The 14,168-nt window shown below is 62.6% G+C and carries 12 protein-coding genes; 4 read left to right on the top strand and 8 right to left on the bottom strand.

Annotated features, from left to right (window positions below; translation table 11 throughout):
• The 5 genes from BGI01S_RS00265 to BGI01S_RS00240 all read right to left on the bottom strand — a co-directional run.
• The coding region (locus BGI01S_RS00265) for a ribonucleotide-diphosphate reductase subunit beta (protein ID WP_042320829.1) at positions 1 to 575 on the bottom strand (575 nt) is incomplete at its 3' end.
• Positions 576 to 1,227: 652 nt separating this feature from the next.
• Entirely contained in the window at positions 1,228 to 4,221 is a 2,994-nt protein-coding gene (locus tag BGI01S_RS00255) for a ribonucleoside-diphosphate reductase subunit alpha (RefSeq protein ID WP_042320818.1), read from the bottom strand.
• Between the two features lie 526 nt (positions 4,222 to 4,747).
• Positions 4,748 to 5,344 carry a 1,6-anhydro-N-acetylmuramyl-L-alanine amidase AmpD gene (gene ampD, locus BGI01S_RS00250; RefSeq protein ID WP_042320816.1) on the bottom strand — a complete coding sequence of 199 codons (597 nt, stop codon included), beginning with the start codon at positions 5,342 to 5,344 and terminating at the stop codon, positions 4,748 to 4,750.
• Positions 5,341 to 5,649 carry a PP0621 family protein gene (locus tag BGI01S_RS00245; protein WP_042320814.1) on the bottom strand — a complete coding sequence of 103 codons (309 nt, stop codon included), beginning with the start codon at positions 5,647 to 5,649 and terminating at the stop codon, positions 5,341 to 5,343. The genes ampD and BGI01S_RS00245 overlap by 4 nt, the downstream gene beginning before the upstream one ends.
• A gap of 10 nt (positions 5,650 to 5,659) precedes the next feature.
• Positions 5,660 to 6,586, bottom strand: a complete 927-nt coding sequence (locus BGI01S_RS00240; RefSeq protein WP_042320813.1) for a cytochrome C assembly family protein — start codon at positions 6,584 to 6,586, stop codon at positions 5,660 to 5,662.
• 81 nt (positions 6,587 to 6,667) lie between these two features.
• Between BGI01S_RS00240 and ffh the strand changes: the two genes are divergently transcribed.
• Positions 6,668 to 8,035, top strand: a complete 1,368-nt coding sequence (ffh, locus tag BGI01S_RS00235; protein ID WP_042320809.1) for a signal recognition particle protein — start codon at positions 6,668 to 6,670, stop codon at positions 8,033 to 8,035.
• 196 nt (positions 8,036 to 8,231) lie between these two features.
• Positions 8,232 to 8,783, top strand: coding sequence for a hypoxanthine-guanine phosphoribosyltransferase (locus BGI01S_RS00230; protein ID WP_042320806.1), 552 nt, complete (start codon positions 8,232 to 8,234; stop codon positions 8,781 to 8,783).
• 120 nt (positions 8,784 to 8,903) lie between these two features.
• Here the strand turns inward: BGI01S_RS00230 and BGI01S_RS00225 are convergent, their stop codons facing one another.
• Both BGI01S_RS00225 and BGI01S_RS00220 read right to left on the bottom strand, forming a co-directional pair.
• Positions 8,904 to 9,503, bottom strand: coding sequence for a MarC family protein (locus BGI01S_RS00225; protein ID WP_042320803.1), 600 nt, complete (start codon positions 9,501 to 9,503; stop codon positions 8,904 to 8,906).
• A gap of 12 nt (positions 9,504 to 9,515) precedes the next feature.
• Positions 9,516 to 11,252, bottom strand: coding sequence for a proline--tRNA ligase (locus BGI01S_RS00220; protein WP_042320802.1), 1,737 nt, complete (start codon positions 11,250 to 11,252; stop codon positions 9,516 to 9,518).
• Positions 11,253 to 11,554: 302 nt separating this feature from the next.
• Here BGI01S_RS00220 and BGI01S_RS00215 point away from each other — a divergent pair, with 302 nt between their 5' ends.
• Entirely contained in the window at positions 11,555 to 12,295 is a 741-nt protein-coding gene (locus BGI01S_RS00215) for an RNA pyrophosphohydrolase (protein ID WP_042320799.1), read from the top strand.
• A 74-nt stretch (positions 12,296 to 12,369) separates the two neighbouring features.
• The gene (locus BGI01S_RS00210) at positions 12,370 to 12,927 is read left to right on the top strand and encodes a CNP1-like family protein (RefSeq protein WP_042320796.1); all 558 of its coding nucleotides are present in this window, start codon (positions 12,370 to 12,372) and stop codon (positions 12,925 to 12,927) included.
• 115 nt (positions 12,928 to 13,042) lie between these two features.
• On the opposite strand, the gene proB is transcribed toward BGI01S_RS00210, so the two are convergent.
• Positions 13,043 to 14,161 (bottom strand): glutamate 5-kinase, encoded by a 1,119-nt coding sequence (gene proB / locus BGI01S_RS00205; RefSeq protein ID WP_042320793.1) that lies wholly within the window; start codon positions 14,159 to 14,161, stop codon positions 13,043 to 13,045.
• Between the last annotated feature and the right edge of the window lie 7 nt (positions 14,162 to 14,168).

The following is a 14,168-nucleotide window of genomic DNA, read 5'->3' as shown; positions in this document are numbered from 1 at the left end:
ATGTACTGGTAAGCGTGCGTGTGGATCGCCTCTTCGAACGCCTGGCGCAGCAGGAACTGGCGGCATTCGGGCGCCGTGATGTGGCGGTAGGTGCCCAGCACGATATTGTTGGCGGCCAGCGAATCGGCCGTCACGAAGAAGCCCAGGTTGCGCTTGACGATGCGGCGTTCGTCTTCGGTCAGACCGTTCGGGTCTTTCCACAACGCGATGTCGCGCGACATGTTCACTTCTTGCGGCATCCAGTGGTTGGCGCAACCAGCCAGATACTTTTCCCAGGCCCACTTGTATTTGAACGGCACCAACTGATTGACGTCGGTCTGGCCGTTGATGATGCGCTTGTCAGCGACATTGACGCGCGCTTCCGAAACGGCAGCCGTTCCAGCAGCGTGAGCGACGGCGATGTCGTTTTCGAAAACGTCTTGAGCCGCGAAAACGTTTCGAGCCGAGGGAGCATGAGGAGCGGAGCGCGTTTCGATTTGCGAACCGACAGCCGATCCCGCCGCGTTGCGCAACGCATTCTGTTGCGCGCCGCTCGAGGGAGTTACGGCAGTGATCTCGTCATCCCAGTTGAGCATAAATGTCACCATCAATTTAGAACGGTTTGTACCATCTTTTCACGAGCGATAAAAGACTTCGTTCGCGAAAAATCCTGTTTTCGATTCGCGTTGCTACGTTCATACAACACTTTGTTCAACAGACTGTGTACGACGCGTCGTGTGAAGCGTGTTGAACGTGTGTCGTCGACGTGCTTCGCGAGCTCGAAGAGCAACGTGTCGAAGCGACATTTCGCTGCTCTATCTATCTGTATCGCGGAGTGTGTTTGCAGCGTCTTGCGCTTGCCGACTGCTTGCTGACTGCTGCCTCGCATTGGCTGCTTCGTCAGCGTGAGCGAGGTGAAGTTCAATGTCATGTCGAACGATGCATGCGGCCGGCTGCGTTGATCGGCCCATCGCTCGAAGCGTTTGCTGAGCGCTGTGTCGCGCGCTTCGTCTACTGCCGCCGGCCGACGATCACAGCCTGGCCTCTCATCACTTCACGACTTCAGTTGCCTGCGTGTCTGCGCTGCTGTCGATGAGCGATGCGGCTTCGTTGCGTTCATCTGCCGCGCTCGCGCGCACCGCTCATCGTTTCACTTCTGCCGCACCTGGATCAGGTGCGTGGATCGCTGCATGCGGGTCATCACCTACAACCCGTCAGCAAGCAACGATCCTGCTGCTTGCCGCGTGCTTACTGGCAAGCCTCGCACTCTTCAAAGCCAGGGTCGCCCGGACGCATCATGCACACCGGACCATCCGCTTCCGGCGCTGCTTCAACCGCGACTGCTGGCGTGGCCGCTGCAGCCTGAAAGCCGCCTGCGGCACCGCCAGCCGCGCCGTTGTTCGCACCGAAGCCACCTGCCGCGCCGCCCGAACCTTCGCCGCCACCCGAGCTCACCGCATTCAGCGCGCCGTGCGCGACCGTCGACTTCTCGACGTGCGTCGCCGCCATCGTGCGGAGGTAGTAGGTCGTCTTCAGACCACGCACCCATGCGAGCTTGTAGATCTCGTCGAGCTTCTTACCCGATGCGCCGCCCATGTAGATGTTCAGCGACTGCGCCTGGTCGATCCACTTCTGACGACGCGAGGCCGCCTCGACCAGCCACACCGGATCGAGTTCGAACGCGGTCGCGTAGATGGCGCGCAGGTCGGCCGGAATGCGGTCGATGCGCGAGAGCGTGCCGTCGAAGTACTTCAGGTCGGCGACCATCACTTCGTCCCACAGGCCGCGCGCCTTCAGGTCGCGCACCAGGTAGTCGTTGACCACCGTGAATTCGCCCGACAGGTTCGACTTCACATACAGGTTCTGGAACGTCGGTTCGATACAGGCCGACACGCCGATGATGTTCGAGATCGTCGCCGTCGGCGCGATCGCGACGCAGTTCGAGTTGCGCATGCCGTAGGTGGCGATACGCGAGCGCAGCTCGGTCCAGTCCATCGACTCGCTCGAATCGACTTCGACGTAACCGCCACGCGCGTCGGCCAGCAGCTTCACCGAGTCTTGCGGGAGGATGCCGCGGTCCCATAGCGAGCCGCGGTAGCTCGAGTAACGGCCGCGCTCCTGCGCCAGTTCGGTCGACGCGTAGTAAGCGTAGTAGCAGACCGCTTCCATCGACGTGTCGGCGAACTTGACCGCCTCTTGCGACGCGTACGGCGTGCGCAGCAGGTGCAGGCAGTCCTGGAAGCCCATGATGCCCATGCCGACCGGGCGGTGCTTCAGGTTCGAGTTACGTGCCTTGGCGACCGCGTAGTAGTTGATGTCGATCACGTTGTCGAGCATGCGCATCGCCACGCTGACGGTGCGCTTCAGCTTGTCGTGGTCGAGCGCGAGCGTGCCGTCGGCCTGTTCCTTCAAGTGAGCGACGAGGTTCACCGAACCCAGGTTGCAGACGGCGATTTCGGCGTCGCTGGTGTTCAGCGTGATTTCCGTGCACAGGTTCGACGAATGGACGACGCCGACGTGCTGTTGCGGCGAGCGCACATTGCACGGATCCTTGAACGTGATCCACGGGTGGCCGGTTTCGAACAGCATGCCCAGCATCTTGCGCCACAGTTGCGCCGCCGGAATCTTCTTGAACAGCTTGATCTCGCCGCGCGCGACCTTGTCTTCGTAAGCCGTGTAAGCCGCTTCGAACTCGGCGCCGAACAGGTCGTGCAGGTCCGGGCAGGTGGACGGCGAGAACAGCGTCCAGTCGCCACCTTCCATCACGCGCTTCATGAACAGGTCGGGAATCCAGTTCGCCGTGTTCATGTCGTGCGTGCGACGACGGTCGTCGCCGGTGTTCTTGCGCAGCTCCAGGAATTCTTCGATGTCCAGGTGCCACGTTTCCAGGTATGCGCAGACCGCGCCCTTGCGCTTGCCGCCCTGGTTCACGGCCACTGCCGTGTCGTTGACGACCTTCAGGAACGGCACGACGCCTTGCGACTTGCCATTGGTGCCCTTGATGTGCGAGCCGAGTGCACGCACACGCGTCCAGTCGTTGCCCAGACCGCCGGCGAACTTCGACAGCAGCGCGTTTTCCTTCAGCGCTTCGTAGATGCCGTCGAGGTCGTCGTCGACCGTCGTCAGGTAGCACGACGACAGTTGCGAGCGGCGCGTGCCCGAGTTGAACAACGTCGGCGTCGACGACATGAAGTCGAAGCTCGACAGCACGTTATAGAACTCGATCGCGCGCGCTTCACGGTCGATCTCGTTCAGCGACAGCCCCATCGCGACACGCATAAAGAATGCCTGCGGCATTTCGATGCGCACGTTGTCGTGATGCAGGAAGTAGCGGTCGTACAGCGTTTGCAGACCAAGGTAGCCGAACTGCAGGTCGCGGTTGTTGTCGAGCGCGGCGCCGAGGCGCTTCAGGTCGAACTGCAGCAGCTTGTCGTCGAGCAGTTCCGCTTGCACGCCGCGCTTGATGAACTGCGGGAAATACTCGGCGTAACGCTCGCCCATTTCGGCTTGCGTGACTTCTTCTTCGAGGATCTCGCGGCGGATCGTGTGCAGCAGGATGCGCGCGGTGACCTGGCTGTATGCCGGGTCCTTTTCGATCATCGTGCGCGCAGCGAGAATGGCCGAGTCGTAGACCTGGCTCATCGGCACGCCGTCGTACAGGTTCTTCACCGTTTCCGCGATGATCGGGTCGGCGCTCACCGCGTCGCCCAGGTTCGCGCAGGCGGATTCGATGATGCCGCGCAGCGCAGCCAGATCGAGCGGACGCGTGATGCCGTTGTCGGTGACGTTCAGACCCGGCGCGCTCGCGGCGACCTGCTCGTCATGACCGCGCGCCTGCGTGCGCTTTTCGCGATACAGCACGTACGCACGCGCGACGTTGTGTTCGCCGCCGCGCATCAGCGCGAGTTCGACCTGATCCTGAATGTCTTCGATGTGGAACGTGCCGCCGTTCGGGCGGCTGCGCACGAGCGCACGGACCACGCTCTGCGTGAGTTGCTCGACCAGTTCGCGCACACGCGCCGACGCCGCGCCTTGACCACCGTTGACGGCGAGGAACGCCTTCGTCACGGCGATGGCGATCTTCGACGGCTCGAACGACACCACGCTGCCATTGCGACGGATCACCTTGTAGTCCGCAAGGGTGGTCTGCGGCGCGAGCGCTTGTGCGCCTTGTGCCTGGCCGAAAGCCTGGCCAGTCGGTGAGCCCTCATACCGGGTCGTCACGTTGTCGGTGGTTTGCATGTGCAAAGCTCCTGGTCCTGGAAATGTTGCGGGAATAATCCGCGGATTAAATCGAACGCCGCGCCGCGAGCGCGAGCGATGAGGTGCAGGAAAAGAGCCGGCCGGGCCGGTTGGCGGGATGCGACTGCGATGAAGCCTGGTTCGAATTCGTAACGGTCTTCATCGTGTGTGTCGCGATCACTTGCTATGCCCCTTTCCTGAATGCTTCTGGATGCCGCCGGAGGTCTCTACCGGCCGCGCCACAGGGATTTTTTTCACTGCTGGAATGCTTGCGGCGCCATATTCCACAGAACGGGGCGCCGCTATTTATGCACTGGGTTATCCACACAGTTATGCACACTCGACACAAGATATAGTGTGCAAGCGAATCTACGGCACCAAGTATAGTGGAGATTCAAGGCAGGTCAAATCGTTTTATTTGGCCGCGCGGGGTTGACTTTTTACATCGCGCGCTGCGATGCGGTCTCCCGGAGAACGAGGCTGCGCCTTGTTCTCCTCGCATCACGCGAAGTCGCGCGAAGGGTCGTTACGGCGCCTTGGAAAACTTGAGATAGGGGAAATACTGATCGGCGAGCGACGTGTCGTCTTGCAGTCGTTGCCATTCGAAATACGGCCCTGGGTCGGTCTTGCGGCCTGGGGCGATGTCCGAGTGACCGGCTAGTGCTTCGACCGGATAACGCGCGTTCAGCGCGCTCACCAGCGCACTGAGCGTGCGGTATTGCGCCGCTTCGAAGGCCGTGGTGTCACTGCCTTCCAGCTCGATGCCAATCGAAAAATCGTTGCAGCGCTCGCGGCGGAAAAAATTCGACGGCCCCGCGTGCCACGCCCGCTCGTTGCACGACACGAACTGTTCGAGCACGCCGTCGCGATGAATCACGAAATGCGCCGACACGCGCACGCCGCGCAGGTGCGAGTCGTAGTACGGATGGGCGTCGCAGTCGAGCGTGTTGAGGAAGAGTTCGGCGATCGCCGTACCGCCGAACTCGTTAGGCGGCAGGCTGATGTTATGGACGACGATCAGCGTCGGCACGGCTCCGGCGGGCCGCGCTTCGAAATTCGGCGATGGTAGTTTGCGTGCGGCGGCGACCCAGCCGTCTGCATCGACGGCGAACTCGACGCTCATCGAGCGTCGCGGCCCGTGGGACGCGCGCCGTGACGCTGCGCGTGCGCGGCGCTGCAGAACGGCTGCCCCGCCACCACGACCGAGTCGCTCTTCGGCGCATGCACGCCGCACTCGACGCAACGGATCATCGGCTCGGCGAGTTGCGGCGCGTCGGTGGGACGCGCGCCGCCATTCGCACCATGGGCGCCGGCGCCTGGCGCGCCATTGCCAGTGCGTTGCGCGGTTTGCGCATCATGGCGGCGCAGCGCCTTCACCAGCCATTGGCCGACGATGAACAACAGGATCAGCAGAAAAATTTGTCGCATGGGGACACGCTCACACTACGGCACGGTGCAACAGCACCTCGAAAACGAAACGGCTGCCGACGTACGCCAGCAACAGCGCGACGAACGACGCCAGCACCCAGCGCAATGCCGCACGGCCGCGCCAGCCGGACACCTTGCGCGCGGTCAGCAGCGCGCCGAACATCACCCAGGAAAGGATCGCGAAGACAGTCTTGTGATCGAGCCGCAATGCGCGGTCGACCAGTTGCTCGCTGAACAGGATGCCCGACAGCAGTGTGAGCGTCAGCAGCACGAAACCCGCGCCGATCAAACGGAACAGCAGCTTCTCCAGCGTCAGCAGCGGCGGCAGCGTGTCGAGCCAGCTCGACAACCAGCCGTTGCCCGCCGCGGCCGCATGCCGCTGCGCGACGCCGCCGCGCATCGCATGCAGACGCCGCTCGACGAGCAGCATCAGAATCGCGTGCAGCGCCGCGATCGCAAACAGACCATACGCGATATTGGCGATCAGGAAGTGCAGCTTGAACAATGGCGCGGCCGAATAGGGCAACACACGCACGCCGTTGAACGCGAGCGGCAACAGCGACGCGATGCACGCGAGCGGCAATACGAGCAGACGCAGGCCGTCGAGGGGAAAGAAAAAACTTTCGATCCAGTAGATGCCAGCGCCGAGCCAGAACATCGCCGACAGCGCGAACGCGAAGCCGAACACCATCGCGTTCTGCGGGAAGATGGTGGCATGCAGCAGCACGCCGTGCGCGAGCAGTGCGACGAACAGCAACGCACGACCCGGCGTGCTCATGCCCGAAGCCGCTGACGCAGCCGGTGCGCTCGTAGCAGCCGGCACCGGCGGCACGCTCTCGAGCATGGGGCGCACGGTGGCGTGCCGGTGCGAGCGCCACCCGGCCACGGCAAGACCGCCGTAGAGGAGCGCAGTGAGGGCATACAGTACAATATCCATATTCGAAGTTTACACTAGGCCCCTGCTCCGCGACGTCTTCCACTTCGCGCGCCGCCCGGGCCGCACTGTTCATCGCTCCCCATGCTCGACAATCTGACTCAACGGATGGCGCGCGTCGTCAAGACGCTGCGCGGCGAAGCCCGGCTCACCGAGGCGAATACCCAGGAAATGCTGCGCGAAGTCCGCCTCGCGCTGCTTGAAGCCGACGTGGCATTGCCCGTCGTGCGCGAGTTCATCGCCAAGGTGAAGGAGAAGGCGCTCGGCGAGGAAGTCATCAGCAGCCTGTCGCCGGGTCAGGCGCTGGTGGGCGTGGTGCAGCGCGAGCTCACCGCGATCATCGGTGGCGACTACGAAGGCCAGGCGGTCGAGTTGAATCTCGCCGTCACGCCGCCGGCCGTGATCCTGATGGCGGGTCTGCAAGGCGCGGGTAAGACGACCACGGTCGGCAAGCTCGCCAAGCTGCTGCGCGAGAAGTACAAGAAGAAGGTGCTGACCGTTTCGTGCGACGTCTACCGCCCTGCCGCTATCGCGCAGTTGAAGACGGTGACCGAGCAGGTCGGTGCGGACTTCTTCCCGTCGGAACCGGATCAGAAACCGGTCGACATCGCGCGCGCCGCCGTCGATTGGGCCAAGCGCCACTACCACGACGTGCTGCTGGTCGACACGGCCGGCCGTCTCGGTATCGACGAAGCGATGATGCAGGAAATCGCCGCGCTTCACCGTGAGTTGAAGCCGGCGGAAACGCTGTTCGTGGTCGACGCGATGCTTGGCCAGGATGCGGTCAACACTGCGAAGGCCTTCAGCGACGCACTACCGCTCACCGGCGTGGTCCTCACCAAGCTCGACGGCGATTCGCGCGGTGGCGCGGCACTCTCCGTGCGTCACGTAACGGGTAAGCCGATCAAGTTCGTCGGTGTTGCGGAAAAGCTCGACGGCCTCGAAGTGTTCTACCCGGACCGGATGGCGAACCGGATTCTCGGCATGGGCGACATTCTTGCCCTCGTCGAAGAAGCGCAGCGCGGCGTGGACGTGCAAGCGGCGCAGAAGCTCGCCGACAAGGTCAAGAAAGGCGGCGATTTCGACCTCAACGATTTCCGCGCGCAGCTCACGCAAATGAAGGGCATGGGCGGTCTGTCGTCGCTGATGGACAAGCTACCCGCGCAGTTCCAGCAGGCTGCCGCCGGCGCCGACATGGGGCAGGCGGAAAAGCAGATGCGTCGCATGGAAGGCATCATCAATTCGATGACGCCTCTTGAGCGCGCAAAGCCCGATCTGATCAAGGCCACCCGCAAGCGCCGCATCGCCGCGGGCGCGGGTGTGCAGGTGCAGGAAGTCAACCGCATGCTGAACCAGTACGACCAGATGCGCACGATGATGAAGAAGCTCAAGGGCGGCAATCTGCAGAAGATGATGCGCGGCATGAAGGGCATGTTGCCCGGCATGCGCTAAGCTTTAGCAAGACGGCGGGCGCGCGTGCCCCGGAGACGAACCACGGCGCGCGCGGCTGACTCCTGGCTCGTGCGGGTTTATTCTGTACCGCAGGCCGCCGTTCCCCAAGGGAGCTTCCTTCGGGGTGTCCCTCAAGGGGCTACCCGCGAGGCGTTCTCTCTCACCCTTTGTATACAGTTACCGCCCGTCAGACGTCATGAACCGCGAAGAAGCTCTCCACATTTTTAGCCACTCCGAAGAAATCGTTTCGGCCAGCGACGTCAACGCGTCGATCAGCGGCATGGCGGCCGCCATCCGCGACGAAATGAGCGAGGACTTTCCGCTCGTGCTCTCGGTGATGGGTGGCGCCGCGGTGTTCACCGGCATGCTGCTGCCGCACCTCGATTTCCCGCTCGAGTTCGACTACATCCATCTGACCCGCTACCGCAATACCACCAAAGGCGGCAACGAGATGCAATGGCGCGTCGCGCCGGCCGAGTCGGTGAAGGATCGCGTCGTGCTGGTGCTCGACGACATCCTCGACGAAGGTGAGACGATGGCCGCGATCCGCGACCGCATCCTCGCGATGGGCGCGAAGCGCTTCCTCTCCGCGGTGCTGTGCGAGAAGATCATTCCGAAGGCCAAGCCGCTGCGCCCGGACTACTGCGGGTTCGAAGTGCCGGACCGTTATGTGTTCGGCTGCGGGATGGACGCGAAGGGTTACTGGCGCAACCTGCCGACCATTCGTGCGCTGACCGAAGGGGCATGATTGCCCGAAAAAGCCTGGACGTAAAAAAGCGGCCCGCGTGGGCCGCTTTTTTGTTACTGCGTTAGAAGCGCAACGCGATAGCACGCACCGCTTTCGCTGAATGCCTCGCCGGGTCCGGCTTCACAAATGCTGCACGAAAGACCGGATGCCGCCGAGCATCATCTCGACCGAGATCGCCACCAGCACGAGACCCATCAGCCGTTCGAAGGCCGCCATCGTCCGCTCGCCGAGCCAGGTCTGAATGCGCTCGGCCAGCATCAGCACGATCGCGCAGACGATCATCGTGACGGTCAGCGCGCCGATCCACTCGAACATCTTACCGGGCGCTTGTGACGTCAGCAGCATTACCGTCGCTAACGCGGACGGCCCCGCCAGCGCCGGAATGGCGAGCGGCACGATCAGCGGCTCGCCGCCGCGCGCATCGCCGCCGAACGGACCGTCCGGATGCGGAAATACCATCCTCAGCGCAATCAGAAACAGCACGATACCGCCGCCGATCCGTAACGACTGGTCGCTCAGGCTCATCATGCGCAGAAAGCTTTGCCCCAGCACCATGAAAATCAGCAGGATCGCGAAAGCGATCGCCACTTCACGGAGGATCACGATCGTACGACGCTCGGGCGCCACGCTGCGCAGACAACTGATGAAGATCGGAATATTGCCGAGCGGATCGGTGATCAGGATCAGCAGCACGGTCGCGGACAGGAAGGTGTACTCCACTGTCCGCTCCGCTTAACGAGCCAACGCCGCGCGCACTTTCCCGATGACCGTCTGGGCGGCGTCCTCGACCGGCAGCAGCGTCGCTTCGGCGTCGCGGCGGCCCTGGTATTCGAGCTTGCCGTCCTTCAGGCCACGGTCGCCGATCACCAGACGATGCGGCACGCCGATCAGCTCCCAGTCGGCGAACATCACGCCGGGACGCTCGCCACGGTCGTCGAGGATCACGTCGATGCCCGCTTCGACCAGCGTCGCGTACAACTTGTCGGCCTGCTCGCGCACCGCGTCGCTGCGGTCATAGCCCATCGGGCACAGCACGACTTCGAACGGCGCGATCGACTCCGGCCAGATGATGCCCTTGTCGTCGAAATTCTGTTCGATCGCTGCGCCGAGAATCCGCGTGATGCCGATACCGTAGCAGCCCATTTCCATTGGCTGCGGCTTGCCGGTTTCGTCGAGGCAGTTCGCGTTCATCGCTTCCGAATACTTCGTGCCGAGCTGGAACACGTGGCCCACTTCGATGCCGCGGCAGATGTCGATCTCGCCCTTGCCATCCGGCGACGGATCGCCCTTCTTCACGTTGCGGATGTCGGCGACGACCGGCTCCGGCAGATCGCGGCCCCAGTTCACGCCGGCGATGTGATAGTCCACTTCGTTCGCACCGACCACAAAGTCGCTCATATTCGCGACCGTGCGATCCGCGACGACTTTGACCGGCTTCTTTGTGTTGATCGGGCCAAGGTAGCCAGGCGGCGTGCCGAAGGTCGCGATGATTTCCGCTTCGGTCGCCATGCGGAAATCGGCGAGACCCGGCAGCTTGCTCGCCTTGATCTCGTTCAGATCGTGATCGCCGCGCAGCATCAACAGCCAGATGGTCGGCTCGGCGCCTTCGTTTTCCGTTGCCAGTACGATCGACTTGATTGTGCGTTCGAGCGGAATGTTCAGCAGTTCGGCGACGGCCTCGCACTTCGCCTTACCCGGTGTTGCGGTTTTCGTCATGGCTTCGGACGGCGCCGCGCGTTGCGCGTATAGCGGCAGCGCTTCAGCCGCTTCGACGTTCGCCGCGAAATCCGAGGTCGGGCAGTAGGCGATCGCGTCCTCACCGGTTTCGGCGATCACGTGGAATTCGTGCGAGCCGCTACCGCCGATCGAACCGTTGTCCGCCGCCACCGCGCGGAAGTCCAGACCGAGGCGCGTGAAGATCCGCACGTACGCGTCGTACATCTTGCGATACGACTCGCGCAGACCTTCGGCGTCCTTGTCGAACGAGTACGCGTCTTTCATGATGAACTCGCGACCACGCATCACGCCGAAACGCGGACGGATCTCGTCACGGAACTTCGTCTGCACCTGGTAGAAGTTGACCGGCAACTGGCGATAGCTCTTGATCTGGTTGCGCGCGATATCCGTGACCACTTCTTCGTGCGTCGGGCCGAGCACGAAGTCGGACTGCTTGCGGTCCTTGAAGCGCAGCAACTCGGGGCCGTACTTTTCCCAGCGGCCCGACTCCTGCCACAACTCGGCCGGCTGCACCGACGGCATCAGCAATTCAATCCCGCCTGCCCGATTCATTTCTTCGCGCACGATGGCTTCCACCTTGCGGATCGAACGCAGACCGATCGGCAGGTAGTTATAGATGCCGCCGGCGACGCGGCGGATCATGCCGGCGCGCACCATGAGCTTATGGCTGACGATTTCGGCGTCGGCGGGAGCTTCTTTCAGGGTGCCGATAAAGAAACGGGAAGCTTTCATTCAGATTATCCAAAAGCGGCGGCTCCGGAGGGACCGCCCGAAGGGTGAAAACGGTGGGGAAATCGATACAGACCCGGCGCCGAGCGAGCACGGTTCACGACACCGGCGACGACGCTGCCCGAGCGTGGCGCCGAAGCCGCGGCGCGATGCTGATGCACAAGGGATAAGGCCCGGAAAGACTGACAGGCTACCGCAAATGCGGGGCTTTTGCGGCGATTCGTTCCATTCTGGTGCGATTCGGTGCGTCGGGTCCGTTATCTGTTTATAATCAAAGCAATTTTAAAGGATTCGAAGGTGGTTGTATGCTGGATCGTGAAGGCTTTCGCCCGAACGTCGGCATCATCCTCTTGAACGCGCACAACGAGGTGTTTTGGGGCAAGCGGCTCCGTGAACATTCCTGGCAGTTTCCGCAAGGGGGCATCAAGTACGGAGAGACCCCCGTGCAAGCGATGTATCGGGAGTTACACGAAGAAACCGGGCTGCTTCCTGAGCACGTCAAGGTGATCGGTCGCACGCGCGACTGGTTGCGTTACGAGGTGCCTGACAAGTTCATCAAGCGCGAAGTACGCGGTCATTACCGCGGCCAGAAGCAAATCTGGTTCTTGCTACGGATGGTGGGACGCGACTGCGACATCTGCTTGCGCGCCACCGACCATCCCGAGTTCGATGCGTGGCGCTGGAACGAGTATTGGGTGCCGCTCGACTGTGTGATCGAGTTCAAGCGGGATGTGTATCAGTTGGCGCTGACGGAGCTGTCCCGTTTCATGCGCCGGGCTGCGCCGCGTGCGGAAAAACCTGGCGGACACCATGGGCCGCGTTATCCCCGGATAGCGTCGTCGATGGAAAGTCCACCGGATTCCACGGTAATGACGGTGACTTCCATCACCACCGTCAGCGTCGAAACATCGGTTCACGTCACGATCGCATCCGATTGCGGTCAGGACTCCGGGTCAACGGCCGAGGTCGGCGCCGGCCCGGAACACCTGGACGAATCGGCCAGCGAAACCGCCGGCTCGCTGTTCCGCCCGGGCGTGCGCAATTAACAACTCTGTGCGGCTGTCCATGCCGCCTCCGCTGGCGCGGCCTCGGGCCGCGCCAGTGTTTCGAGGAAACCATATTGAAAGCACTTGCACTCGTCGTGGCGTGTGTCGCCACCGGCGCCCTGCTGGCTGGCTGCTCGAGCGCCGGCAAGCCCTCCAATAAAGACGACAGCGCGTTCGTTTACCTGCTCGACCGCAAAGGCAATTGGGTTGAAAACCAGGTGGACACCTTGCCGCCGCTGCCGCAAGACTCGAATCTGCTGCCGTTCGAAGTGTCGGGCAATACGCCGCTGCAATTCGCGATCGACCGGAACTCGTTGAGCGTGGGCACCGACGGCGTAGTGCGCTATACCGTGGTTGTGACGAGCCCGAGCGGCGCTCGCAATGTGAACTACGAAGGGATTCGCTGCGACACGTATGAATGGCGTCTGTACGCGGGTTTGAACGCGGATCACGACGACTGGGACAGAACCGTCGCGAACGAGTTCTCACGCATCGAGAACGGCGCGCTGAACGCCTATCACGCGGCGCTGTATCAGGATTACATGTGCGCGAACAAGATGCCGACGGGCAAGGCCACGCAGATTCTCGACAATATCCGCTATAAGCGCACCGCGACGTCGTTGATTCATTGAGGCTTGTGCATGTGCGCGCGTCTTTGACTCAGCGCGCGTCGGGACATAAAAAAGCCGTTCCAGTTTTCACTGGAACGGCTTTTTTATCGGCCGTGTGTACGTACTGGACTGTAGATCAGACCAGCACCAGGTTGTCGCGATGAATCAATTCGGGCTCCAGCATGTAGCCGAGCACCGATTCGATCTCGCCGCTCGGACGCCGTTGAATCAGCTTGGTTTCGGCGCTGCTGTAGTTCGTCAGGCCGCGCGCCACTTCGTGCCCCGCGGGACTCAGGCACGCGATCACCTCGCCGCGCGCAAAAGCGCCCTGCACTCCGACGATGCCAATAGGCAACAAGCTCTTGCCGCCAGCCGTCAGTTTTTCGACCGCGCCGTCGTCGATCACCACATGGCCCCGCACCTGCAGATGATCGGCCATCCACTGCTTACGGGCCGCCATCCGTGCGGTGCGCGCGATCAACTGCGTGCCGATTGCCTCGCCTGAGGCCAGCCGCGATAACACGTCCGCTTCGCGACCGCTCGCGATCACCGTATTGGCGCCGCTGTGAGCCGCGCGCTTCGCCGCAAGAATCTTGGTCAACATGCCGCCGCGACCGAGGCTCGAGCCCGCGCCGCCCGCCATCGCCTCGAGTTCCGGCGCGCCAGCATCGGCCTGCTGAACGAGCGTGGCGCTCGGGTCCTTGCGCGGGTCGGCCGTGAACAGACCTTGCTGATCGGTGAGGATGACGAGTGCATCGCCTTCGATCAGATTGGCGACCAGCGCACCCAGCGTATCGTTGTCGCCGAATTTGATTTCGTCGGTGACGACCGTGTCGTTCTCGTTGATGATCGGCACCACGCCCAAGCGCAACAGCGTGAGCAATGTGGAGCGCGCGTTCAGGTAGCGTTCGCGGTCGGCCAGGTCGGCGTGGGTCAGCAGAATCTGCGCGGTCTGAATGGAGTGCTCGGCAAAGCGGCTCTCATATACCTGCGCGAGACCCATTTGACCGACAGCCGCGGCCGCCTGCAATTCGTCGATTTCGCGTGGCCGTTTGGTCCAGCCGAGCCGCTGCATTCCTTCCGCGATGGCGCCCGAACTGACCAGCACCACTTCCTTGCCTTGCGCGCGCAGCGCGGCAATCTGCGCGGCCCAGCGGCCGATCGCAGCATGATCGAGGCCGCGCCCGTCATTTGTGACGAGGCTCGAACCGACTTTCACTACCAATCGCCGTGAATCTGCGATGACGGAACGCATTGTGCGC

The organism is Paraburkholderia ginsengisoli NBRC 100965 (assembly GCF_000739735.1).
In the GTDB taxonomy this organism is placed as follows: domain Bacteria; phylum Pseudomonadota; class Gammaproteobacteria; order Burkholderiales; family Burkholderiaceae; genus Paraburkholderia; species Paraburkholderia ginsengisoli.
The sequence above is the reverse complement of the archived record's forward strand: the minus strand, read 5'-3'. Positions and strand labels throughout refer to the sequence as shown.